Source organism: Vibrio pelagius (assembly GCF_024347575.1).
GTDB lineage: Bacteria > Pseudomonadota > Gammaproteobacteria > Enterobacterales > Vibrionaceae > Vibrio > Vibrio pelagius.
Genome location: NZ_AP025504.1, coordinates 911,375 through 933,827, shown reverse-complemented (window position 1 = coordinate 933,827; position 22,453 = coordinate 911,375). Strand labels below are relative to the sequence as shown.

The window sequence follows — 22,453 nt, the reverse complement described above, 5'->3', positions numbered from 1 at the left end:
CGATGATTTTCAGTGACAAAACACACATAATATTTTAATTTGTGTGATAGTTTCTACCACAAAACAAATAGTAGATAGAATTAAACATTAAATAACAACCACTTAAAACATGTTAGGAATCAGCAATGAAACATAACCCTGCACAAAAAGATGTTATAAAGTATCAAAAAGATTGTTTCGTCTTGACTGAAAGAGGCCAAAAAGGGAGAGCAGTATCACGAACTGAGAACGGCGTTTATCGACTGGTCGATGAGGATATTTCGCTTCCGGTAGCAATTATCAAACAATCAGCCTTAACCAATAATCTGAATTGGATGCAATCATTCGCCGATCATCATCAGGTGAAATTATCACCACATGGTAAAACATCGATGACACCTGATTTCTTTCGCCAGCAACTAGAAAATGGCGCTTGGGGAATTACTGTTGCGACACCTGCACAAGCAGAGGTTGCAGCAATGGCGGGGGCAAAAAGAATCATCATGGCCAACCAATTGGTAGGTAAAACCAATATTGCGATCATCGAACAACTTATTCGTGAATTCGACGTCGACTTTTACTGCTGTGTCGATTCACCAGTGAACGTGCAGCAATTGAGTCAACACTTTGCTAACACCGAGCAATCGCTAAAAGTTCTGATCGAGTTTGGAGTACCAGGCGGGCGCTGCGGCTGTCGCTCACCACAAGAAGTTCTGGAGCTGGCACAAACCATTCGAGAAGCGCCTGCACTTTCTCTTGCAGGCATCGAAGTGTACGAAGGTGTGATTCATGGCGACAATGCCGAGCAAGATATTCGTACCTTCATAAAGCAAGCGCTAAGCTCTGTCGAAAGCCTTACATCAGATGGGCTGATCACAGGGCAGCCAATCATCACTGGTGCAGGTTCTGCTTGGTATGATGTGGTGGCAGAATGTTTGGCAAATCTGACCGATTACTTAGCGATCATCCGCCCAGGCTGCTATGCCATTCACGATACTGGGATCTACCTAGATGCTCAAAGCAAGGTGTTGCAACGAGCGCAGGTAAACCAAGGTTACGCCTGTGAATTAGGTGGGGATTTAGAGTCGGCGCTTGAGGTTTGGGCATATGTTATCTCTCGTCCTGAGCCAACCAAACTGGTGGTTGGGCTAGGTAAACGTGATGTGGCTTTTGATGCGGGTTTACCAATTGCTGAACGCGGATATCGCGATGGTGACGCTATCTCAGTAAAAGGTCTGACGGCGACTGCCGTGATGGATCAACATACCTTTGTGGAAACGGACGGCTCTTCAGAGATTGAAGTGGGTGACATGATTGCGTTCTCAACCTCACACCCATGTTTGACTTTCGATAAGTGGCGTTACATTGCTATCAGCGATGACGACTATCAGGTAACAAACTGGGTAGAGACCTGCTTCTAGCTCGATTTTTCAATAGGCTAGAATCAGCCAAACATTCAGATATACTAACGGGGCTAAGGCATAGCCCCATCAATAAAGGATCAGGATTCTTGAGTTTAGAAGTAGATATCATTTCACAGATAACCGAGCGTTTTCCCGCTCTTCGTGATGCCGAGAAAAAAGTCGCCAAGCTGATCATGGATGACATTGAGTTTGCCGCCAAAGCCAGCATTACAGAACTCGCTGAAAACGCGCAAGTGAGCGAAGCTACCATTACCCGTTTTGCTAAGGCGATTGGCTGTAACAACGTACGTGACATGAAGATCAAGCTTGCTCAAACCCTAACAGTTGGCCAGCGCTTTATTCTCGAACCTGTGAACCAAACGGGTTATCAAGGTATCTACGAGTCGATCAAGCAGAGCCTAGACATCAACCGCACTCTGTTCAAAGAACAAGACATTGAAACCGCGGTAAACTGGCTACACAACGCCAGACAGATTATTGCTATTGGCATGGGTGGCGGCTCAACTATTGCCTCTCAAGAGCTGCAACACCGACTGTTTCGTTTAGGCTATCCAGTGGTGTCGTACAACGATGGCTTAATGTCACGCATGGTTGCCGCTACAGCCGATGCCAATGATGTGATGGTGATGATTTCCGCGACAGGCTTTACGCCCGTTATCACCGAAACTGCCGAACTAGCGAAACAATATGGACTTAAGATCATCGCGATTACGCCACAAGATACACCACTAGCAAACATTGCGGATATCTTATTACCTATTAAGCACATGGAAACTGATTTCATCTACAAACCATCGGCGTCTCGCTACGCGATGCTGGCGTTAGTGGATGTACTTTCAATGGGCATGGCAGTCAATCACAAGAACCGCTCGCGCGATAAATTGCGCCGCTTGAAAGTTGCTTTAGACTCCTACCGAGGAGGGGGCGACCGACAACCTCTTGGTGACTAAAACCCTTTCAGTCATAAGCTTTGTCTCGATGTAAAAACAAAAAACTCCGACGCGATGTCAGAGTTTTTTGTTCAAGCGGCCACAATCGGCATCAGTCCCAATTCAAGGTCTGCCAATTCGGTCTGTCGGCCAATGCCTTCAGTCGTGGGCATGGGTTCACCAAATACACATAATCCGCATACTCACAAAGCGGCAGATCATTGATCGAGTCAGTGTAGAAATGAATCTCTGAGTACGTTGTCGGTTGTGCAGCGATCCACTGCTCTAAGCGTGTCACTTTACCCTCTCGATAGCTCGGCACGCCTTCTATTTTGGATGTGTAGCGCCCTTGCTTCTCGACCAGATCGATACCAAGTGCCTCAGAAATGCCGAGTTTTTGTCCTACGACTTCAACCAAAAAAGTCACACTGGCAGAGATGATCAGCATGTCGATTTCATCGCGCTTTAGTTGCTCTATCAATGGCAGAGTCTGCTTAAACAGATTAGGTAGAACTTTGGTGTCAACGCACTCCTCAACCAAGGCATTCACTTGTTGTGTTGTCATATCAGCAAGCGGCTGCATGGCGAATGTTAGGTAATCTTCCATATCCAGCTTACCTTGGGTGTAGAGTCCCATAAGGCGCTGATCTTCTTCAACAAAACTTGCATCACTCGCAATACCTTTTTCGACTAAGAACTCATTCCACATCATCGCAGCATCGCCGTTGACTAGGGTTTCATCCATATCAAATACATACAAAGGCTTAGACATCTTAGGCTCTCACAGGCTGAATTTCGTTTAAATTAAATAGCAACTCTAGTTGGCTACCGTTAGCCAATAAACGCTCAGAAGAGCGATTTAATAGGTCGACAGTGAGCTCACACTCATCCACATCAACTTGATAGCGAATCACGTTGCCCAGCAGCTGATGATTACGGATCGTACCCGTTTTGGGTGCTGAAATATGTGCACCGTATTGTCTTCCCAGCTCTTTGACATAAATAGATTCAGGGCGTATCGCGACCTTCCAGTCGGTGTCGATATCGAAAAGTTGTTTAGCTTTGTTCGCTTGGACTAAGTTGTAGTGTCCCATAAAGCCTGCGACAAACTCATTCGCAGGTTGAGTGTAGATCTCTTCAGGTGTGCCTGCCTGAACGATCTCGCCTTTGTTCATCAAGAAGATGCGATCTGACATGATCATCGCCTCTTCTTGGTCGTGAGTAACAAAGATAGTCGTCAGATCCATCTCTTTTTGGATATCACGGATCTGCTGACGAAGGTGCTTACGGATCTTGGCATCCAATGCAGAAAGCGGTTCATCAAGCAACAGAATACGTGGCTTAACCACCAGAGCACGCGCTAGAGCAACGCGTTGACGCTGACCACCTGATAACTGATGTGGATAGAAGGTCTCTTTACCTTTCAAGTCCACCAGCTCAATCACTTTTGCTACTTCACGTTTGATTTCGTCGCCAGCCAGCTTTTTCATTTTCAAGCCAAAGGCGATGTTGCCCTCTACCGTCATATTTGGGAACAATGCATAGGATTGAAAAACCATACCGATGCCGCGCTGTTGCGGCGCTTGGTGAGTAATGTCTTCACCATTGACCCAGATTTGGCCATCATCGACTGGGTTTAGCCCAGCCAAGCTACGTAGCAGGGTAGATTTACCACAACCACTTGGCCCAAGCAGGGTAATAAACTCACCTTTCTCGATAGTAAATTGAATGTCTTCAAAAACGGTGTTGTCACCGAAGCGTTTCGTTAGATTGTGTGCGTTTACATAACTCATTATTTGACTCCACGGCTAAAACGACTTGCCATCCAAGTCAGTAAGAAAATGAATAGGAAATAGGTCATCACCAAGGCTGAAGTAAAGTGACCACTGGTCTGACGCATGTTGTATAGATAGATTTGTAGCGTCTCGTAACGTGTTCCAACCAAGATGTTGGCAAACACGAACTCTCCCAGTAGGAACGAGAACGATAGGAACAGAGAAGCCATCAAGCCCTTCTTCAGGTTCGGTAAAATAATCAATAAGAAAGCCTTTGTGGTGCTCGCGCCGAGCAGGTGCGCGGCATCCATCAAATCATGCAGATTGATCGCCTGAAAGCTGTTAGCGATAGCGCGATACATGAATGGCAGCGCAATGGTGAAGTAGGTGCCAATCAAGATCCAAGGTGTGCCGATAAGTGCAATTTCGCTATCGGCATACAGCTGTAGCAGGCCGACAGAAGAGACTACTGGTGGCACAGCGAACGGCAATAAGATCATGATATTCATTACTTTGTCCAGTTTCGGGAAATAGTAGAACACCACAAATATTGCCGGAAGAATCAGCACCACACTCAGTGCTAATGCCGCGATACAGATAAACAGTGAACGACCAAACGCTTGTAGGAAGCGCGGGTCCGTCAGTAGGCTAACGTACCAATCCAGAGTAAAACCATCAGGCAGAATAGTTGCTCCCCAACGTGATGACAGCGAGTAAACGAACGTGGCAAGAATTGGAATCATCATGATGCCAACGATCGAGAAAACCACCGTTTTATGAAAGCGAGTATTAACGTTTTGCATTAGCTTTTCTTCCCTGCATAACTCTTACTGATAAGCCATTGGTTAATCACGGTGATAAATGCCAGCATCGCCATCAGAATCACAGAAATTGCAGCGGCTAGATTTGGTTCAAGGAACAGATCACCCGAAACCAGACTCGCGATTCGAATAGTAATGACGTTGTAGTTACCAGAAGTGAGTGCATAGACACTGGCGTAAGCACCTATCGCGTTAGCGATCAGAATAATAAAAGTGCCGAATAGCGCTGGAGATAAGACAGGCAAACCAACCTTAAGCCAGTACTGCCACGTTTGCGCGCCAAGCAATGCAGATGCTGCCTGCCAATCGTCGCTCAACGCATCAAACGCCGGATACAACAGCAACACCGCCAATGGAATTTGGAAGTAGATATAGATCGCCAATAAGCCCCACTTTCCGTACAGGTCAAAATCTCCCAATAGACCATATTGCTTCAGCAACAAAGTTATCGCACCGTTGGTACCAAGAATGATGATGAAAGCGAAAGAGAGCGGGACACCGGCAAAGTTGCTGCTCATGTTGGTAAAGGCGATCACGCCGTCGCGAATTTTACAGTCAACGCGACGCAGAGAAGAAACCAACAGAGTCGCAATCGCTAAGCCAAACACGCTCGACCACACGGACAGCCACAAACTATTACCAAAAGCCTGCATCATGAAAGCAGAATCAAACACCTCGGTGTAGTTTTCGAGCGACAACTCACCGTCGTAAAAGAAGCTGTTAATCAGTACCCAAACCATAGGGGCTAGCTGAAACAGATAGAAAAACAGCGCAAACGGCGCCAACCATAAAGCGGGCTTAAAGCGTTTGAACCAAGAAGAGGCCTTAGGTTTCGACGCGTTTGCGTTTAGTGAATTCGATTTTTGGGTAATGGCAGGACTGCTCATAGTGCTAACAATTCCTGAGTGTAAGATTTATTGTGTTCTAAATTAAGGAGTTGGCACACAGTGCCACAGATGTCGGTCTGCTTTACTTGGCAATCTTGATGTGTGAACTTGTCACCAATCACAAAGAATGGGACTTCGCGCTCTTCCGCCAGAATGCCACCATGAGAAAGGTCGTCGTTCATACCGTGATCGCTAGTCACAATCACTTGATAGCCATCTTCAATCCAACCTTTTATGTAGTTCGATAGGAAGATATCGGCGCCACGCGCACTATTGCGATACTGGCGAGAGTCCAGTCCATGCTTGTGGCCCATATCGTCAATATTCATTGGGTGGACCAATAAGAAATCTGGCTGATACGTTAAACGCAAGTGCTCGGCATCTAGAAACAGCGCCTCATCTGGGTAGTGGTCCCAGTGGTAGAAGCAGCCGTGTTGAATGTTCAAACTCTCGTCATGAGTAAAACGATCTCGAACCGGATTGAATGGCGCACGATTATAAAGCTCGCTCACCCAGTGATACGCTGCAGCAGCGGTGGTTTTGCCCTGCGCTTTTGCCAAGCTAAAGATCGACTCATGATTGGAAAGGCGCACAATCTGGTTGTTAACGATGCCGCTCTCCACAGGACGAACACCGGTAAGGATGCACTCATAGAGAGGGCGCGACATAGATGGCAGTTCACACTGCATCGGATAAAGCGTCGCACGCATTTTGCCCTGAAATGGGCTTGGTGAATCACTCTGATTACTGGGCGAGTGACTCAGTTCTAGAAGACCATTCAGGTAGCCCATGCAATTGCGGGCTACCTGATAATTCAGTCCATCTAGAACAACAAGGATGACCTTATTGCTCATGATTTATTCTCTTACTCAAATGGGGATTATTGCTGGTGAATCAGAACGCTTTCTTGCCATTGGCGTGGCAGGCGACGTGCTGATTTTTCCCATGCAGAGAAGTCAGTCACAGGGTGAACATTGCCATACTCTTCATTCGCAATAAGCTTGTCTTGTACTGATTGAGGCAGAGTGATGTTGGTGCGAATTGGACGCGCGTAACCCTCAGCTAGATTGATTTGGCCTTGGTCGCTGAAGATGTATTCACGAGCAAGCTTCGCCGCGTTAGGGTTCTTCGCATACTTGTTGATGATGGTGGTGTAACCCGAGATAACAGAGCCATCTTGTGGAATGCTAATGGTGAAACGCTCACGATCAATCTTGTCGCGGTAGTTCAGTGCGTTGAAGTCCCACATGATCGCCACTTCAACTTCACCTTTTTCTAGGTTCGCCATATTTGGATCGGTGTAAGACAGACGACCCTGTTTTGCGAGCTCACCAAAGAACTTAATCGCAGGTTTTAGGTTGCTTTCATCGCCACCGTTGGCAAACGCGGCTGCGAGTACTGCGTTATTTGCTTGTGCTGCAACGCCTACATCACCGACCGTCACCTTGTAGTCGCCCTCAAGTAGGTCACTCCATGTCTTAGGCGCGTCTTTGACTAGATTGTTGTTTGAGATGAACGAGATAGTGCCTGTGTAAGCCAGTGCCCAGTGACCATCTTTGTCTTTCGCCCACTCAGGAATGTCATCCCAAGTTGATGGTTTGTAGGGTTGAGTCACGTCTTTCTTCACTGCAACGCGAGCAAAAGCAAAGCCCACATCACCAATATCAGCGGTTGCATTGCGCTTCTCAGCCTCAAATTTTGAGATCTCTTGCGCCGAGCTCATATCTGTATCTTGGTGCTTTAAGCCGTAGTTTTCCTTTAGGTCCGCCCAAGTGTCTTTCCAGTTCGCCCAACTGTCTGGCATACCCACACTGTAAACCGCGCCCTCTTTTTGAGCGGCTTTTACTAGTGCGTCTAAATCTGCGTCATTCGCCATCGCTGGCATTGAAATGGTCGCTGTCATCAAGGTTGCGCCAATCAGTTTTGATGGTGATAGCGTTGAACGGCAAAGCAAAGTTTTCATTGTCTCTATCCTTCTGGACTAGGTCAGTAAGTTCACTTTGTATGCTAGAGGCGGATTGTTACGGTTTATGGCAACTTATTTGACAGTTCAAATGCATTTATATGGCAGAACTATTTCAACAGCCCAGCTTTTAACCACAACGTGCTGTCACATTACTGTTAAACAGCCGACATATACTGGTAACAACAGCGAATCATGGACTAGATCAACAATGAGAATGCCGGGCAACAGCCATTCAGAGACACAATTAGGAAAAATCAAAAACAGTATCCGCGAACAGATCCAGTCTGGGATCTATAAAGAGGGGCAAAAGATTCCTTCAGAAAGAGAACTCAGTGAGCTCTTTGCTACCACTCGCATCACGCTCAAAGATGCGCTTATCTCTCTTGAGACTGAAGGGCTAATCTATCGTGAGGATCGACGTGGTTGGTTTGTGTCTCCTGAGCGTATCCGATACAACCCTCTATCTCGCTCTCACTTTCATCAAATGATTCGCGATCAAAATCGAATTGCGGAGACTCGTCTTATCAATACCCGTTCAGAAATGGCCGCAGGTGAATACGCCAAGGCACTGAAAGTGGAAAGCATCACACCAGTTCATGTTATTGAACGGCTGCGCTACATCGACGGAAGAGTGGTGCTGTTTGTGGAGAACGTACTGAAGGCAAGTTTGTTTCCTGAGATCCTCTCGCACGATCTCAAGATGTCACTCACCGATATCTACAAGAAGAACTACGGTTACGAAACCCAGCGTTCTCGATTTGATGTGATACCCACCTCCGCGCCCGCCCATGTCGCCAAGGCACTCAACCTATCAGAAGGTCAACCAGTGCTGAAGATTTGCCGTGTGAACTACAAGCAAGATGGTGAGCTGATGGATTGCGAATTCGAGTACTGGCGACCAGATTCAGTGATGATTCATATTGATAGTGTTGGCTAAAAGCATGATTGGCAGCCTTTAAAAAGTCCGACTTAGTTGAAGAGTTAATGACTATTATCGAAGCGATTAGCGTTATGCGGTATCGAATACAGACTATAAAAAACACTGTGCAATTATGGTTTAAATCCGATACTATTGACCCAGGTTATGAGTAATTCAAGGTTTTATAATGAAAGTAATTACACCGTTATTACTAATATTTTCTGGTTACGCCCTAAGTGCAGGAACTTCAAGCACAGAGGGTTCAAGTGCAGAAAGCTCGGAAGTCTTGGATATCAGTTCGATTAAAAACCTGCCAATCCACAACCTATCAACTCAACACTTACCAGCAGCGCCAGAGCTGCATCATGATTGCCAAAGCATAGTGTGTAACAACTACGCATCTTTCGAGACCAGCTCGACTTCTAACGATTACGACAACATCACTGTAGTTAACGTGCCTGAGAGAAACTCCAATGATACTCTCGATGCGATTGGCAGTGCTCTGTATATCATCGGTGAGATAGGCTTTGCTGAGAATCTGTCTGAGCCTGATTATCACAACAATGTTTCTAACTAGCAGGCTTCTAACTCAAATGAGCGCTTAAGTCGCTCATTTGAGACTAGCCACAGCACGTTTAGTCCGGCATCACCACAATACCCATAGCTTCAAGCAATTGATCTTGTTGCCATTCTGAGATTTGAACACCTGTCATATCCACCCTTTTCGGGTTAAGCCCCTCTAGCTCAGCATGACATAGGTTTGCGCCTTGGAAACTAAATTGAGTCCAAGCATCTTCTGAAAAAACACCGCGGCTCAAGTCCGACTCCTTCATCGACGCTCCCACCAAATGTGCGCCTATCCAGCGGTTTTCAAACAGCTCACATTTTTCTAAATTGGCGCTCTCTAGGTTCGTATAAGACAAATTACAGCCTGTGATATAAGCCGAGCAGAAGAAGACTTTTTGCGTTATATAGTTGGAAAAATTTGCTCGATAGAAATTCGCACCTTTTAGATCGCAGCTCCTGAATTCAATACCAAAGCAATTGGCATTACTAAAGTTTGCCATCGCTAACTTACAGTCTTGAAAGCTCGCATCTCTCAGATCAGCAAAGTTGAACTGACAGCCTTCCATGTCGGAAGTCTCAATAAACTTGCAGTGCTTAAACGTGGTTTCTTTTAGTTGGGCGCTATGAAAGTTACACTCCAAAAAAGTGCAGGACTCAAAAGCCAAATAACTAAGGTCTTGATGGGAGAAATCGTGCTGATGATAGGTATGTTTTTTGGTTTTCATGGCCGCTCCTTATTTGCGTCCCCGAAACGTAACATTAGGACGAGACCAAGTCACGATTTTAAAAACCTTTAAAAACAAGTATTTAAAACACCCCAAAATAGCCAATTTAAGGCACCTAGAGGCCATTTTAACAGGGTGATTTTTTGATTTTCCTACGCACCTTTGCAGAAAAAAGTTTAAACAAACTGAGAGACGCTCAGAGAGTAAAGAGACTCAAAAGCTCTCAGACATGAGTAAACTCGTGAAAAGCCACATTTACATTGTAAATCCGCACAAAAAAAGAGCACTCAATGGTGCTCTCTCTGAATTAAAATGAATAACTTGAGTTACGCAACTTCAAGAATGATCTTCTCGAGCTTATCCAAACCCTCGCTAAGAACCTCAGACTCGATCGTCAATGGTGGCAATAAGCGGATTACGTTCGCCTTCACGCCACAAGACAATAGAATTAAGCCATTCTCTTGTGCCTTGCTGATAACGGCTTTGGTAAGGTCTTGCAGAGGTTTGCCCGTTTCAGGACAAGCAAACTCAATCGCCATCATCGCACCCGTAGTACGGATTTCACCAATTGCAGGCACTGACTCTTGAAGCTGAGTCATGCGAGCATTAACCACCTCACCAATGCCCATCGCTTTCGCACACAGCTGCTCTTCTTCGATAATTTTAAGAACCTCAAGACCCGCTACACAACCCAGAGGTGAACCTGCGTATGTACCACCAAGGCCACCCGGCAGTGCCGAATCCATCACATCCGCTTTGCCTACCACAGCAGAGATAGGGAAACCGCCTGCGATGCCTTTTGCCATAGTCATCATGTCTGGTTCAATGCCTAGGTATTCCGTAGCAAACATTTTACCGGTACGCGCAAAGCCAGTTTGGATTTCATCGGCAATGAGCATGATGCCGTGCTTATCACACACTTCACGTAGCCCTTGTGCGAATTCAGTTGGCGCTTTGTAGAAGCCCCCTTCGCCTTGAACAGGTTCGAAGATGATAGCTGCAACACGTGATGGCTCGATATCACATGCAAACAGGTCTTCAAGCGCTTGCAGGCTCTGCTCGGTGCTCACGCCATGGAAGGCATTTGGGTATGGTGCATGGAAGATCTCATTCGGGAAAGGACCAAAGCCCGCTTTATATGGCGCGACTTTACCTGTCAGACCCATTGTCATGTTAGTACGACCGTGGAACCCACCTTTAAATGCGATAACGCCACTACGACCAGTATGGGCACGTGCAACTTTCACTGCGTTCTCTACTGCCTCTGCGCCCGTGGTTAGGAAAATCGCTTTCTTTTCGCTATCGCCCGGTGCCAGTTCAGTCAGTTTTTCCGCCAGTTCAACGAACGAAGCGTAAGGTGTCACCATCGCACAAGTATGAGAGAAGTTATCCAGCTGCGCTTTCACTGCTTCACTGATGCGTTTGTTTGAATGACCGGTATTGGTTACCGCAATGCCTGCAGCAAAATCGATATATTTGTTGCCATCTACGTCCCACACATGGGCGTTCTCTGCTTTCTCAACGTAAAGTGGATAAAGTGCGCCCATACCCTGAGCGATTACTTGGCTTCTTCTTTGGTGTAGTTGTTGGTTAGTCATTGTTTTGTCCTTAAATTAGTTGCCGCCAAAGCAGAGATATTTGATGTCCATGTATTCATCGATACCTTGTTTTGCCCCTTCACGTCCGATACCGGACTGTTTTACACCACCGAACGGAGCCACTTCGGTAGAAATCATGCCTTCATTAATGCCGACCATGCCGTACTCGAGCGCTTCAGCAATCTTCCAAACGCGATGGATGTTTTGGCTGTAGAAATACGATGCGAGACCGTAGATGGTGTCGTTAGCCATCTCGATCAATTGCTCATCATTATCGAATGCAATCACAGGGGCGACAGGGCCAAAGATCTCCTGCGAGACAATATGCATGTCATGAGTTACGTTCTTGAGTACCACCGGCTGCATGAACAGGCCATCAAGATTCGGCACTTCCGAAACTGGCTGCGCACCTTGCTCGATTGCACCATCAATCAGAGCTTGAATGCCTGCTTTCGCTGACTCGCTGATCACAGGGCCAATGTTCACGCCTTCATCTAAGCCATTACCGACCTTGAGCTGCTGAACCGCTGCATCAAACTTGGTCACGAACTCATCGTAGACTTTGCTGTGAACATAGAATCGGTTGGCGCACACACACGTTTGACCTGCATTACGGAACTTAGATGCCATCGCACCCGCTACGGCTGCGTCGATATCTGCGTCATCAAACACTATAAATGGCGCGTTGCCGCCCAGTTCCATTGAGGTGCGTTTGATGTCGTGGGCACTTTGCTGCATCAGAACGCTACCCACTTGAGTTGAGCCCGTGAACGAGAACTTACGAATCAGTGGGTGAGAAGTAAAAATCGCACCGATCTGACGAGAGCTTTCCCCCAGAGTCACCTGCAATACATCGCGCGGAATGCCCGCTTGGTACGCTAATTCAGCGACAGCGAATGCAGACAACGGTGTCGAGTCCGATGGCTTCACGATGAAACTACAACCTGCAGCAAGTGCAGGCCCGGCTTTGCGAGTGATCATTGCAATTGGGAAGTTCCATGGCGTGATTGCACATGCAACACCAATTGGCTGCTTGATCGTTACAAGACGCTTATCACCACTCGGGGCAGGGATCGTTTCGCCATAAGTACGCTTAGCTTCTTCAGCAAACCACTCGATAAAGCTTGCACCATAGAGTACCTCGCCCTGCGCTTCTGCGAGCGGCTTACCTTGCTCTAGCGTCATTAGACGGCCAAGATCTTCTTTGTTTTCAAGCAGCAGTTGATACCACTTGTTCAATAGAGCAGCGCGTGCTTTTGCAGGCATTGCCGCCCACTCTTTTTGCGCGACACTTGCGCGTTCAACACCATCTAAAATGGCTTGCTCTGAAGAGACTGGGGCATAACCCAACACTTCACCAGTAGCAGGGTTGGTGACAGCAATGCCCTGCTCTTGGTCCGACACCATAAACGATAGCAATGTTTGGTTGTTAATTTGTTGCATGGTGATTCCTTTTGACAGCTAAACAGTGCCGCTCTCTGTTGACTGATTCAGTCATCCGCGGCTATTAGTAATTTTAATTGATGATGGCTAAGCAGGGATCTGCTGGGTAATACAGTGGATGTTGCCACCACCCAATAACACCTCACGTGATGGGATCCCAATCACCTGATGCTCAGGCATTGCCTGTTGCAGTATCTCTATCGCTTGCGAGTCGGTTGTATCATCGAGCAGAGGTAAAAAGACATACTCATTTACGATAAGAAAGTTTGCATAAGAGGCGCTTAAGCGTTCTCCCGCATCGCGCACCATGCCTTCACTTTTATCAACACCGTTGGCTTCAGCCTCGCTGTAATGCAAAGGCCCCGGCAACGGCAAGCGGATCACTTCGATGTTTCGGCCTTGAGCATCAGTTTGCGATTTAAGTGCTTGTTCCGCTTGACGTGACAGGTCGAACTGCGGGTCACTTGGATCATCAGTCCAGCTCAACACAACCTTACCCGGTGCAATAACGTGCATCAGATTATCGACGTGACCGTCGGTCTCGTCGTTAAACAGCCCCTTTGGTAGCCAGATAACTTTATCGATACCAAGATACTCTTTTAGGTTCGTTTCTATCTGTTGCTGACTCATCTCAGGGTTGCGCCCCGGACTAAGCAAACACTCTTGAGTGGTATACAGGGTCCCTTCGCCGTCGGTATGAATGGCGCCGCCCTCTAGAACAAACGGGGCTCGATAATGATCAAGGCCAATGATGTCACACACCGAGCTCGCGACTAAATCGTCTTGCTGCCAGTTGTCATACAGACCATTGTAATCCCCGCCCCACGCATTGAACTGCCAGCTGACACCGCGGCGGTCGCCTTGCTCGTTCACCACTACCGTTGGACCTATGTCACGCATCCAAGCATCGTTGTATGGGATCTCGACAAGTCGAACGTCGGAATGAAGCAAAGCACGAGCTCTATCAAACTGCTTACAGCTAACCGCTACGCACACCTTGGTTACTTCCGAAATCGCGTTGGCAATGCGGGCAAAGGTGCGCTGTGCAGGCTGTGCTTGTTCACGCCAATTGTCTTTTCGCTCAGGCCAAGCAAGCCACACTTCACTTACCGGCTGAAACTCTGCCGGAAAGTAGAAGCCATCTTGTCGAGGCGTGGTCGATAGCTGCATAGTGCCCCCTTATACCGCCAGTTTGCCGACGCTGCCGTACAAATCTGGTCGACGGTCACGGAATAATCCCCACGAGTGACGCGCCTGCGCCGTTGCCGCTAAATCGACTTCTGCATAGATGATCGCTTCACCTTCACGTGGCGCTTCAGCAAGCTTGCCACCAGTATGGTCGGTGATGAAAGATGAGCCGTAGAAGGTCGTCTCAATACCATCATCCACTTCAGTACCCACTCGGTTTGACGCGATGACGGGGACCAAGTTCGCAGCAGAATGGCCTTGCATCGTGCGTTGCCAATGATCACGTGAATCAAGGGTTGGGTCTTGTGGCTCGCTACCGATCGCAGTTGGGTAGAAGATCGCTTCAGCGCCATGCAATGCTAAGCTGCGAGCCAGTTCTGGGAACCATTGATCCCAACAGATGCCAGCGCCGAAGGTGCCATACTTGGTCTTCCAAACCTTGAAGCCTGTGTCACCAGGGCTGAAGTAGTACTTCTCGCTGTAGCCCGGTCCATCTGGAATGTGTGACTTGCGGTAATTGTCGAGTACCGTACCATCCGCATCGATCATCACTAACGAGTTAAAGAAGGTGTTGCCCGCTTTTTCAAAATAGCTCACTGGGATCACCACACCCAGCTCTTTAGCGAGTGCGCTCATCTCTTTAATCAGTGAGCAGTTTTCTGTCTCTTCTGCCAACTCGAAGTATTTCGCTTCCTGCTTTTTGCAGAAGTAAGGAGCCGCAAACAGCTCTTGTGGCAGAATGACGTTAGCACCGTTACTTGCTGCTTCACGAATCGCTTGCTTGGCTTTGTTCAGATTATCTTCCAGATCCCAGCTCTTAGTCAGTTGTAAGGCTGCAAATTTCACTACTCTACTCATTCGATGTTCCTTATCTGTGTCTGGATTAGATAGCCAGTTTGTCTCTTAGGTTGTAATACGCTGCACCCACTGCTGTGAATGGGATTTGGAAGTGGCGGCCACCCGGGAAGGCGTAGTGCTTCAATGCTGCGAAAGCATCAAATCGCTCTGCATGTCCGGTTAAGGCTTCCGCCAATAGTTTGCCTGCAAGGTGAGTACAAGTGACACCATGGCCGCTGTAACCTTGTAGGTAGTAGATGTTGTCGTCGAATGCGCCGAACTGAGGCATACGCGAGTAAGTTAGAAGGAAGTTGCCCGTCCAAGTGTAATCAATCTTAATCCCTTTCAATTGAGGGAAAACCTTCTCTAGCTTAGGACGAATCAAGGCTTCGATATTCTCTGGATCACGAGCACCGTACACTACGCCACCACCAAACAGCAGGCGTTTATCAGCACTTAGACGGAAGTAATCCAGTAGGTAATTGCAGTCTTCAACACAGTAGTCACTTGGTAGTACTTGCTTAAGTTGCTCATCAGTCAGCGGCTCTGTCGCCACCACTTGGGTACCACACGGAATCGCTTTGTTGCTGATATTCGGTGCAAGACCACCAAGGTAAGCATTACCTGCCAACACTAGGTATTTACACTTCACGCTGCCCTGAGCCGTTCTAGCCACAGGGTTTACACCTTTCTCTAGCGAGGTTACTGCAGACTGTTCGAAAATTTGACCACCCAGAGATACAAACGCTGCTGCTTCACCGAGAGCCAGTTTTAGCGGATGGATGTGACCACCACGCATATCGAGCAGACCGCCAGTGTAAACCTGAGTACCGACTGCTGCTTCTACCTCATTGGCATCAAGCAGAGTCAGTTGATCATTGCCGTAGCGCTCCCAGTTTTTCTTATGGTGCTCTAGACCAGCGAGCTGCTTTTTGTTTAGTGCTGTAAATAGGCCACCGCGCTTATGGTCACATTCAATATCGTACTTATCGATAAGGCCACGAATGATGTCGCCACCTTCAAATATCATGTCACACAGTGCTTTAGCTTGAGGTTGGTCGTAACGGCTTTCAATCACATCAACATCTCGGCTGTAGCTGTTAACGATCTGACCGCCGTTGCGACCGGTTGCGCCAAAACCAACTTTCGCACTTTCTAGAACCACCACTTTGAAGCCTTTCTCTGCCAAATGCAGTGCTGAAGATAAACCAGAGAAACCGGCACCAACCACACACACATCACACTCGATGTTGTCTTGAAGTTGTGGGAAATCTGGCATGTTTGGTACTGAGTGCGCGTAAAACGAGTCCGTATGCTTATTCATTGCTTTATTCCTTTGTTATTCGTCAGCAGGCTTAAGGGTGTAGGCGAATCCAAGTCGTTTTGGTTTCTGTGAATTTTTCAATGGCATGCAGTGACTTATCACGGCCGTTGCCACTCATTTTGAATCCACCAAATGGGACAGTCATGTCACCTTCGTTGTAGTTATTGACCCAGACTGAACCCGCTTGAAGCTGCTTAGCCACACGGTGAACACGATTAATATTGCTGCTCCAAAGAGCGGCACCTAGGCCATATTTAGAATCGTTAGCAATGGCGATCGCCTCTTGCTCATCTTTGAAAGGAATCACGCACAACACAGGGCCAAAAATCTCTTCCTGCGCGACACGCATCTTATTGTCTACATTGTCGAGAATGGTTGGCTCAACGAACGCGCCTTTACCATCTACATCACCACCGCAGCGCAGCGTAGCACCTTCAGTTTGACCAAGGTGGATGTACTCCAGCACCTTGGCTTTATGCCCTTGATCGATCAGCGCGCCCATCGAACAAGTGGTGTCCATTGGGTCTTTGGGCGTGAAGGCTTTAGACGCTTCAATCACCTTCTCAACAAACTGATCTTTGATGCTTTCATGAACCAACAATCGAGTTGCTGCGACACACACTTCACCTTGGTTATAGAAGCAGCCACCTGCCGTTTCAGCCGCTGCGCGGTCAAGATCGTCACAGTCTTCGAACACAATATTGGCATTCTTACCGCCCGCTTCTGCAAAGACACGTTTGAGGTTAGTCTCACCAGAGCGAACCATTAACTGACCAGCGATTCGGGTTGAACCGGTAAAGGCGATGCAGTCAACATCATGGTGTTTAGCTAGTGCATCCCCAGCTTCATGACCATAGCCAGTAATGACTTGGAATACGCCACGAGGAAGACCTGCTTGATTGGCAAGCTTGCCAAGGAAGATTGCAGTGAGTGAGGATTTTTCTGACGGCTTGAGAATGACGCTGTTACCAGCCGCGAGCGCAGGGCCGAGCTTCCAACAGGCTAACCATAGAGGGAAGTTCCATGGAACCACCGCGGCGACAACACCAATAGGTTGGTGAGAGATGTAGGCGTGTACATCTTTTTCGGTTGGTGCGACTTCACCGTAGACTTTATCAATCGCTTCGGCGTACCATCGCAAAGAGCCTGCAGCGCCCGGAATATCGGTAGAGACACTGTGATTGATAGGTTTACCGGTATCGAGTGTTTCTAGTAACGCTAGCTCTTCACGGTGCTCATCAATAAGATCAGCGAATAAACTTAGGACAGCTTTACGATGAGATGGAGCACTGTTGCTCCATTCACCCGCTTGAAAGGCTTGACGAGCGCATGTTACCGCAAGATCAACATCTTCTTCTTGGCAACGCGCGATCTCTGTAAGCGTTTCGTCCGTTGCTGGGTTGATGACATCAAGCATTTGACCGCCGATGGCAAGAGTATACTCGCCGTTAATGAATGCTCGATTTTCGATGTTTAGACTGTTTTGTAATTCAATCCATTGTTCCTGGGTTTTCATACGCTCTCCTTGTTATCACAACAAGGCAAGGCCCACTTAGAATGTGGTTGGCGTATGCGCGCTTACCATTCGACAAGCCTTGTCTGTGTGATTTGTAAACTTATGCGGCTGAGTTGTATCAATGACGTACGACTCGCCTTGTTTAAGGACGTAAGATTGGTCTTTATACTCAAGTGTGATTTCACCCTCAAGAATGGTCCCGATCTCTTCGCCTTCATGTTTAATTTCTGCCGCACCAGTCGTTCCATGTGGGGCATACTCTTCGATTAAAAACCCGATGACCTGATCTTTACTGCCATTGGTAACTAGCTTCATTGAAACAGACTCACTGCCCATCTCCACCAAATCATCAGGGGTAACGACAACCTTTACTTCATCACTGGCTGGCTTTTCAAAGGTGAAAAACTCCGATAGCGACAAAGAAAAAACGTTCACTATTTTTTGCAACGAGCTCACTGAAGGGCTGACCTTAGCGTTCTCAATAGAGGAGATAGCACTATGTGTAATGCCAGCTCGCTCGGCTAATTCTCGTTGTGACAATCCATGTTCTTTTCTTAACTGAACAATATTTTTACCAATCTCTTGATTGTCCATGTATCTGGCTCCTAACTTATAGAGAGGCAGCCATCATAAATTCTTTGAACAAAATTTGAGAGAAATGATTGGTTTTCGCTTTCCATTCTGGGTGCCACTGCACGCCAACGAAGAATTTTTGTCCTGGAAGGCTGAACGCTTCCACCAAACCATCTGGTGCTTTCGCCTCTACCTGCAGTTGTGGAGCAAGTTGGTCAACACCTTGATTATGAAGCGTGTTTACTTCAAAAAAGACTGTGGTTTCCCAGTGATTCTCTGTCAGCCATTTCTCAAAAAGGCTCTGCTTTTGCACCAGTACTGCATGTGATGGTGCGTACTTCTCTTCAAAGTCGTCGACGTCGATCTCTCGATGATCATTAAAGCCCGAATCGTGAACTGCTGGATTTAACGATCCACCCAGCGCCACATTCATCTCTTGAAAGCCACGGCAGATCCCTAAACATGGAATGTCTTTATCGATCGCTTTACGTAGCAATGAAAAAGAGAGCTCGTCACGCGCTTCATCTCTCTTCGCCTCTTGATGCGTCGCGTTGTAATGGTGCGGTGCTACGTTCGAATGACTGCCCGGAAATAAAAAGCCATCACACATTTCGAAGATTTGTTCGATATCTTCATTCGACATATCTGGTGCTAACATCAGCGGCAACCCGCCGAAATCTTTTACTGCCGCCAGATAGAAATCATTAACGGCTTGTATTTGATAACCACCCAACTCTTTCGCGCAGCTAACAATTCCAATAATGGGTTTTCTTTGTGTAGACATGTCATTTCCGTGCTCGATTTATTTAACACTCACACTACAAACCATGTACAAAATTATCAACGCCAATGTTGGATATTCTGACCAAAACGTGACCAATGCCCCTTTTTTGGTTAAAAAAACATCTAATTTTGCTCATTATATTGAGCAAAAAGCACCCACCTGTTACAAAATAGTTAACAAAAACATCTTTCTAAAACCTTGCAACTGAAAGATAAATCAAAATAAATCATTGTATTTTAAGCAAATAAAACAAATCACATAGACTTTTGTCTAATATGCGCAACACAGTTGTTTGTTTTTTGTTTCGTTAAATTTGCTGTACAGAGGCTAGTTGGAGAACTCAATGGAATCGTATCTACAGGAAGTTAAAAATTTTCGACAAACATGGCCCAACATCGAGTTTGTTGACCTCATTTTCACCGATATCAATGCCACACCAAGAGGGAAAAGAATCCCAGTTGAAGCACTAGATAAGTTATCGAAGGGGGTTGCGCTACCACTCTCTACTATTACTCTTGATACTAAAGGCAATGTGGTAGAGAGCGCTGGTTTAGGCGAAGATTTAGGCGAGCCAGACAACATCTGTTTCCCTGTCGCTGGCACACTGATGCCAACGGCAAATGAGGCAGTCGGTCAAGTGTTGTTAAGTATGATGGATGAGACAGCGGAACAACCCAATCCACTATTCATTCGTAATATCGTTGAAGACATGCTCGATAAATTGCATGCTAAAAACCAGTACCCGTGCGTTGCCTTAGAGCTGGAGTTCTACCTCATCGACAAAAAGCGTGGCGAGATGGGTGCTCTACAAACGGCTATTAACCCAACCAAAAAGTCACGTGAGAAAGATACTGAGGTGTACGACCTAGACGGTCTCGATGACTACGCCGACTTCCTCTCCGACCTTAACAAGGTCGCCCAAGAACAGGGGTTAAATACCTCTGGCGCACTCTCTGAATCCGCACCGGGACAGTTTGAGATTAACTTTAACCACTCAAAAGATGTGCTCAACGCATGTGATGAAGTGATCATCGCCAAACGTCTGATCCGCCAGATTGCCCACCAGCACGGTTTTGATGCCACCTTTATGGCTAAGCCGTTTAGCGACCAAGCTGGCAATGGCATGCATATTCACCTTAGCTTGGTGGATGCACTCGGCAACAACCACTTTAGCCAAACCGATGGCGAAGCCAGTGACCTCTTTTATCAAACTATGGCTGCGATGTTAGCTCAAACATCCGACTCCATGGCGTTGATTTGTCCTAACGTAAACTCCTACCGCCGTTTTGTTCCTGGCGCTTACGTACCTACGAAAGCCGATTGGGGAGAAAACCACCGCGGTGTTGCGATGCGCGTGCCCATCAGCGATAGTAAAAATCGCCGAATTGAGCATCGTATAGCAGGAGCTGACGTTAACCCTTATATTCTCGCTGCAGTAGTACTTTCCGCGGTATTAGCGAGTGAAAACTATACCAAAGACCAATGTCCTAAAGCCCTCAGTGATGATGCAATTGACCTACCACTGCGTATGTCAGAAGCACTCGACCAGCTAGAACGCAGTGAGCTGGCTCCGTACATCTCTAAAGACTTTATCGATTTATATATAGCTTGCAAACGGAGTGAACTCGCCGACTTTGAACGCGAAATCACCCCATTAGAAATCGAATGGATGTTGCACTCAGCATAAATAAAGGAAATATACGTATGACTACGCAAACCAAGGCGTTGGACGCGCCGCTGAAGATCAACACTCAACACATTATGGTATCCCTACTGGTAGTGGCGACGTTTGTCTTCTTCACTTCAATTGGATTGAACCACCAAGAAGGAGAAGCTTACGGGTGGATGAGTTTGCTCCCAACGGCTCTGGTGTTGGTGTTCGCACTCACGACGCATCGCACCGTAGAAGCACTATTTAGCGGCACAATCGCAGGTGTTCTGCTTCTGAACCCAACCGAAGCGGTGGAGTTGCTCGTTGGCATCTCCATGGATGTGATGATGAACGAAACCATTGCATGGATCGTGCTTGTTTGTGGCCTGATGGGCGGCTTAATTGCAATTCTAGAAAAGGGCGGCAGTATCCTAAGCTTCTCTGACATGCTGGTAACTAAGGTTAAGAGTCGTAAGCAATCCATGCTGATGACCTTCTTCCTCGGCATTCTGATCTTCATTGATGACTACCTAAATGCGATTGCTATATCCTCTTCAATGAAGAAGATCACGGATAGCTACAACATTTCTCGTGAGAAACTCTCTTACCTCGTAGATTCGACCGCGGCCCCTATCTGTATTCTGGTACCAATTTCAACGTGGGCAATCTTCTTTAGTTCATTGCTGGAAGCAAATGACGTTGCTGAAGCAGGCCAAGGTATCAAAACTTACATCGAAGCCATTCCTTACATGGCATATGGCTGGGTAACACTAGCAATTGTGCTTCTCGTTGCAATGGAAAAGCTGCCTGACTTGGGTGCAATGAAGGTGGCTGAAGAGCGCGCGAAAAAAGGACAAGTTCGCCCAGATGGTGCAGCAGACATCGACTTTGGCGAGGATACCTCGGCGCACACTAGTCCAACTATGGGCCTAATCAACTTCTTACTACCAATGGTGGTGTTGGTTGCAGCGAGCTGGTACTTCGGTATCGATCTACTCGCTGGTGTGTTTGTCGCAATCATATTTACTATCTGTTTCTACGGTGTGCAGCGTCTTATCTCAATGAACGATATGTTCGAAGCAGTCTACGACGGTATCAAAGTAATGTTATTGCCACTGGCAACGGTAATTGGCGGCTTCATGCTAAAATCGGTTAACGATTCTCTAGGCGTGACCCAGTATGTCATCGAAACAGTAAGCCCTTACCTATCCGTGTCTTACTTTCCTGCAATCATCTTCATGATCACCGGAGCGCTCGTATTCGCGACCGCATCTTCATGGGGCACATTCGCAGTCGCAATGCCAATCGTATTACCTCTAGGTGAACAGCTTGGCGTACCACTGCACCTTACTGTAGCGGCACTTCTATCAGCATCAGCGGCGGGCAGCCACTCTTGTTTCTTCAGTGATTCAACGGTTCTGTCAGCACAAGGCTCAGGTTGTACATCAATGCAACACGCAACGACTCAGTTCCCATACGCACTGATCGGTATCGTCGCAACCGCTCTCTTCTTCCTAGTGATTGGCTAAAAAACAAAGTGAGTTAAG

21 protein-coding genes are annotated in these 22,453 nt (G+C 47.1%); 6 read left to right on the top strand and 15 right to left on the bottom strand.

From position 1 onward, the window contains the following. The first annotated feature begins 125 nt into the window (after positions 1-125). Together vsple_RS18360 and vsple_RS18355 are read left to right on the top strand one after the other, a co-directional pair. Positions 126-1,400, top strand: a complete 1,275-nt coding sequence (locus tag vsple_RS18360) for an amino acid deaminase (protein ID WP_261883331.1) — start codon at positions 126-128, stop codon at positions 1,398-1,400. Positions 1,401-1,489: 89 nt separating this feature from the next. After that, positions 1,490-2,353: a MurR/RpiR family transcriptional regulator gene (locus vsple_RS18355; RefSeq protein ID WP_255232234.1), complete on the top strand. Its 864-nt coding sequence runs from the start codon at positions 1,490-1,492 to the stop codon at positions 2,351-2,353. A 91-nt stretch (positions 2,354-2,444) separates the two neighbouring features. On the opposite strand, the gene vsple_RS18350 is transcribed toward vsple_RS18355, so the two are convergent. Genes vsple_RS18350 through vsple_RS18325 form a run of 6 tightly spaced genes read right to left on the bottom strand, consistent with a single transcriptional unit; the run spans position 2,445 to position 7,778 of the window. Then, positions 2,445-3,104 (bottom strand): HAD family hydrolase, encoded by a 660-nt coding sequence (locus vsple_RS18350; protein ID WP_261883330.1) that lies wholly within the window; start codon positions 3,102-3,104, stop codon positions 2,445-2,447. 1 nt (position 3,105) lies between these two features. After that, the gene (locus tag vsple_RS18345) at positions 3,106-4,125 is read right to left on the bottom strand and encodes an ABC transporter ATP-binding protein (RefSeq protein ID WP_261883329.1); all 1,020 of its coding nucleotides are present in this window, start codon (positions 4,123-4,125) and stop codon (positions 3,106-3,108) included. Next, entirely contained in the window at positions 4,125-4,910 is a 786-nt protein-coding gene (locus vsple_RS18340; protein WP_255232237.1) for an ABC transporter permease, read from the bottom strand. Before vsple_RS18340 ends, vsple_RS18345 begins: the two co-directional genes overlap by 1 nt. After that, the gene (locus vsple_RS18335) at positions 4,910-5,815 is read right to left on the bottom strand and encodes an ABC transporter permease (RefSeq protein WP_261883328.1); all 906 of its coding nucleotides are present in this window, start codon (positions 5,813-5,815) and stop codon (positions 4,910-4,912) included. Before vsple_RS18335 ends, vsple_RS18340 begins: the two co-directional genes overlap by 1 nt. Continuing rightward, entirely contained in the window at positions 5,812-6,669 is an 858-nt protein-coding gene (locus tag vsple_RS18330) for an alkaline phosphatase family protein (RefSeq protein ID WP_261883327.1), read from the bottom strand. The genes vsple_RS18335 and vsple_RS18330 overlap by 4 nt, the downstream gene beginning before the upstream one ends. A 26-nt stretch (positions 6,670-6,695) precedes the next feature. Beyond that, on the bottom strand, positions 6,696-7,778 hold the full coding sequence (locus tag vsple_RS18325) for an ABC transporter substrate-binding protein (RefSeq protein WP_261883326.1): 1,083 nt from the start codon (positions 7,776-7,778) through the stop codon (positions 6,696-6,698). A 211-nt stretch (positions 7,779-7,989) separates the two neighbouring features. Here vsple_RS18325 and vsple_RS18320 point away from each other — a divergent pair, with 211 nt between their 5' ends. Next, on the top strand, positions 7,990-8,718 hold the full coding sequence (locus vsple_RS18320; RefSeq protein ID WP_261883325.1) for a UTRA domain-containing protein: 729 nt from the start codon (positions 7,990-7,992) through the stop codon (positions 8,716-8,718). Positions 8,719-8,887: 169 nt separating this feature from the next. Next, on the top strand, positions 8,888-9,277 hold the full coding sequence (locus vsple_RS18315; protein WP_261883324.1) for a hypothetical protein: 390 nt from the start codon (positions 8,888-8,890) through the stop codon (positions 9,275-9,277). Between the two features lie 58 nt (positions 9,278-9,335). Here vsple_RS18315 and vsple_RS18310 read toward each other — a convergent pair whose 3' ends face one another. The 9 genes from vsple_RS18310 to vsple_RS18270 all read right to left on the bottom strand — a co-directional run bounded on the left by vsple_RS18310 (position 9,336) and on the right by vsple_RS18270 (position 19,255). Next, positions 9,336-9,992, bottom strand: a complete 657-nt coding sequence (locus tag vsple_RS18310; protein WP_261883323.1) for a Qnr family pentapeptide repeat protein — start codon at positions 9,990-9,992, stop codon at positions 9,336-9,338. A 326-nt stretch (positions 9,993-10,318) separates the two neighbouring features. Next, positions 10,319-11,590 carry a 4-aminobutyrate--2-oxoglutarate transaminase gene (gene gabT, locus vsple_RS18305; protein ID WP_261883322.1) on the bottom strand — a complete coding sequence of 424 codons (1,272 nt, stop codon included), beginning with the start codon at positions 11,588-11,590 and terminating at the stop codon, positions 10,319-10,321. A 15-nt stretch (positions 11,591-11,605) separates the two neighbouring features. Then, complete coding sequence (locus vsple_RS18300) at positions 11,606-13,033, bottom strand: NAD-dependent succinate-semialdehyde dehydrogenase (RefSeq protein ID WP_032553797.1); 1,428 nt, start codon at positions 13,031-13,033, stop codon at positions 11,606-11,608. An 87-nt stretch (positions 13,034-13,120) separates the two neighbouring features. Beyond that, on the bottom strand, positions 13,121-14,203 hold the full coding sequence (aguA, locus tag vsple_RS18295; protein WP_261883321.1) for an agmatine deiminase: 1,083 nt from the start codon (positions 14,201-14,203) through the stop codon (positions 13,121-13,123). A 9-nt stretch (positions 14,204-14,212) separates the two neighbouring features. Further along, positions 14,213-15,079: an N-carbamoylputrescine amidase gene (aguB, locus tag vsple_RS18290; RefSeq protein WP_255232244.1), complete on the bottom strand. Its 867-nt coding sequence runs from the start codon at positions 15,077-15,079 to the stop codon at positions 14,213-14,215. Between the two features lie 25 nt (positions 15,080-15,104). After that, entirely contained in the window at positions 15,105-16,382 is a 1,278-nt protein-coding gene (locus tag vsple_RS18285) for an NAD(P)/FAD-dependent oxidoreductase (protein WP_032553791.1), read from the bottom strand. A 31-nt stretch (positions 16,383-16,413) separates the two neighbouring features. Then, on the bottom strand, positions 16,414-17,898 hold the full coding sequence (locus vsple_RS18280) for an aldehyde dehydrogenase (RefSeq protein ID WP_255232246.1): 1,485 nt from the start codon (positions 17,896-17,898) through the stop codon (positions 16,414-16,416). 36 nt (positions 17,899-17,934) lie between these two features. Then, positions 17,935-18,492 (bottom strand): HTH-type transcriptional regulator PuuR, encoded by a 558-nt coding sequence (gene puuR, locus vsple_RS18275; RefSeq protein ID WP_261883320.1) that lies wholly within the window; start codon positions 18,490-18,492, stop codon positions 17,935-17,937. A 16-nt stretch (positions 18,493-18,508) separates the two neighbouring features. Beyond that, a complete protein-coding gene (locus vsple_RS18270) occupies positions 18,509-19,255 on the bottom strand; it encodes a gamma-glutamyl-gamma-aminobutyrate hydrolase family protein (protein ID WP_261883319.1) in 747 nt (248 codons plus the stop codon). A 343-nt stretch (positions 19,256-19,598) separates the two neighbouring features. Here vsple_RS18270 and vsple_RS18265 point away from each other — a divergent pair, with 343 nt between their 5' ends. Beyond that, positions 19,599-20,942, top strand: a complete 1,344-nt coding sequence (locus vsple_RS18265; RefSeq protein ID WP_255232249.1) for a glutamine synthetase family protein — start codon at positions 19,599-19,601, stop codon at positions 20,940-20,942. Between the two features lie 17 nt (positions 20,943-20,959). Continuing rightward, on the top strand, positions 20,960-22,435 hold the full coding sequence (locus tag vsple_RS18260; protein WP_261883318.1) for a Na+/H+ antiporter NhaC family protein: 1,476 nt from the start codon (positions 20,960-20,962) through the stop codon (positions 22,433-22,435). The last annotated feature ends 18 nt before the right edge of the window (positions 22,436-22,453 follow it).

Coding starts and splice junctions, on each gene's coding strand:
- aguA (WP_261883321.1), bottom strand. CDS start 14,203: ATGCAGCTATCGACCACGCCTCGACAAGATGGCTTCTACTTTCCGGCA.
- vsple_RS18330 (WP_261883327.1), bottom strand. CDS start 6,669: ATGAGCAATAAGGTCATCCTTGTTGTTCTAGATGGACTGAATTATCAG.
- vsple_RS18270 (WP_261883319.1), bottom strand. CDS start 19,255: ATGTCTACACAAAGAAAACCCATTATTGGAATTGTTAGCTGCGCGAAA.
- vsple_RS18345 (WP_261883329.1), bottom strand. CDS start 4,125: ATGAGTTATGTAAACGCACACAATCTAACGAAACGCTTCGGTGACAAC.
- vsple_RS18300 (WP_032553797.1), bottom strand. CDS start 13,033: ATGCAACAAATTAACAACCAAACATTGCTATCGTTTATGGTGTCGGAC.
- vsple_RS18315 (WP_261883324.1), top strand. CDS start 8,888: ATGAAAGTAATTACACCGTTATTACTAATATTTTCTGGTTACGCCCTA.
- vsple_RS18325 (WP_261883326.1), bottom strand. CDS start 7,778: ATGAAAACTTTGCTTTGCCGTTCAACGCTATCACCATCAAAACTGATT.
- vsple_RS18285 (WP_032553791.1), bottom strand. CDS start 16,382: ATGAATAAGCATACGGACTCGTTTTACGCGCACTCAGTACCAAACATG.
- puuR (WP_261883320.1), bottom strand. CDS start 18,492: ATGGACAATCAAGAGATTGGTAAAAATATTGTTCAGTTAAGAAAAGAA.
- vsple_RS18360 (WP_261883331.1), top strand. CDS start 126: ATGAAACATAACCCTGCACAAAAAGATGTTATAAAGTATCAAAAAGAT.
- vsple_RS18340 (WP_255232237.1), bottom strand. CDS start 4,910: ATGCAAAACGTTAATACTCGCTTTCATAAAACGGTGGTTTTCTCGATC.
- aguB (WP_255232244.1), bottom strand. CDS start 15,079: ATGAGTAGAGTAGTGAAATTTGCAGCCTTACAACTGACTAAGAGCTGG.
- gabT (WP_261883322.1), bottom strand. CDS start 11,590: ATGACTAACCAACAACTACACCAAAGAAGAAGCCAAGTAATCGCTCAG.
- vsple_RS18265 (WP_255232249.1), top strand. CDS start 19,599: ATGGAATCGTATCTACAGGAAGTTAAAAATTTTCGACAAACATGGCCC.
- vsple_RS18280 (WP_255232246.1), bottom strand. CDS start 17,898: ATGAAAACCCAGGAACAATGGATTGAATTACAAAACAGTCTAAACATC.
- vsple_RS18260 (WP_261883318.1), top strand. CDS start 20,960: ATGACTACGCAAACCAAGGCGTTGGACGCGCCGCTGAAGATCAACACT.
- vsple_RS18310 (WP_261883323.1), bottom strand. CDS start 9,992: ATGAAAACCAAAAAACATACCTATCATCAGCACGATTTCTCCCATCAA.
- vsple_RS18335 (WP_261883328.1), bottom strand. CDS start 5,815: ATGAGCAGTCCTGCCATTACCCAAAAATCGAATTCACTAAACGCAAAC.
- vsple_RS18350 (WP_261883330.1), bottom strand. CDS start 3,104: ATGTCTAAGCCTTTGTATGTATTTGATATGGATGAAACCCTAGTCAAC.
- vsple_RS18320 (WP_261883325.1), top strand. CDS start 7,990: ATGAGAATGCCGGGCAACAGCCATTCAGAGACACAATTAGGAAAAATC.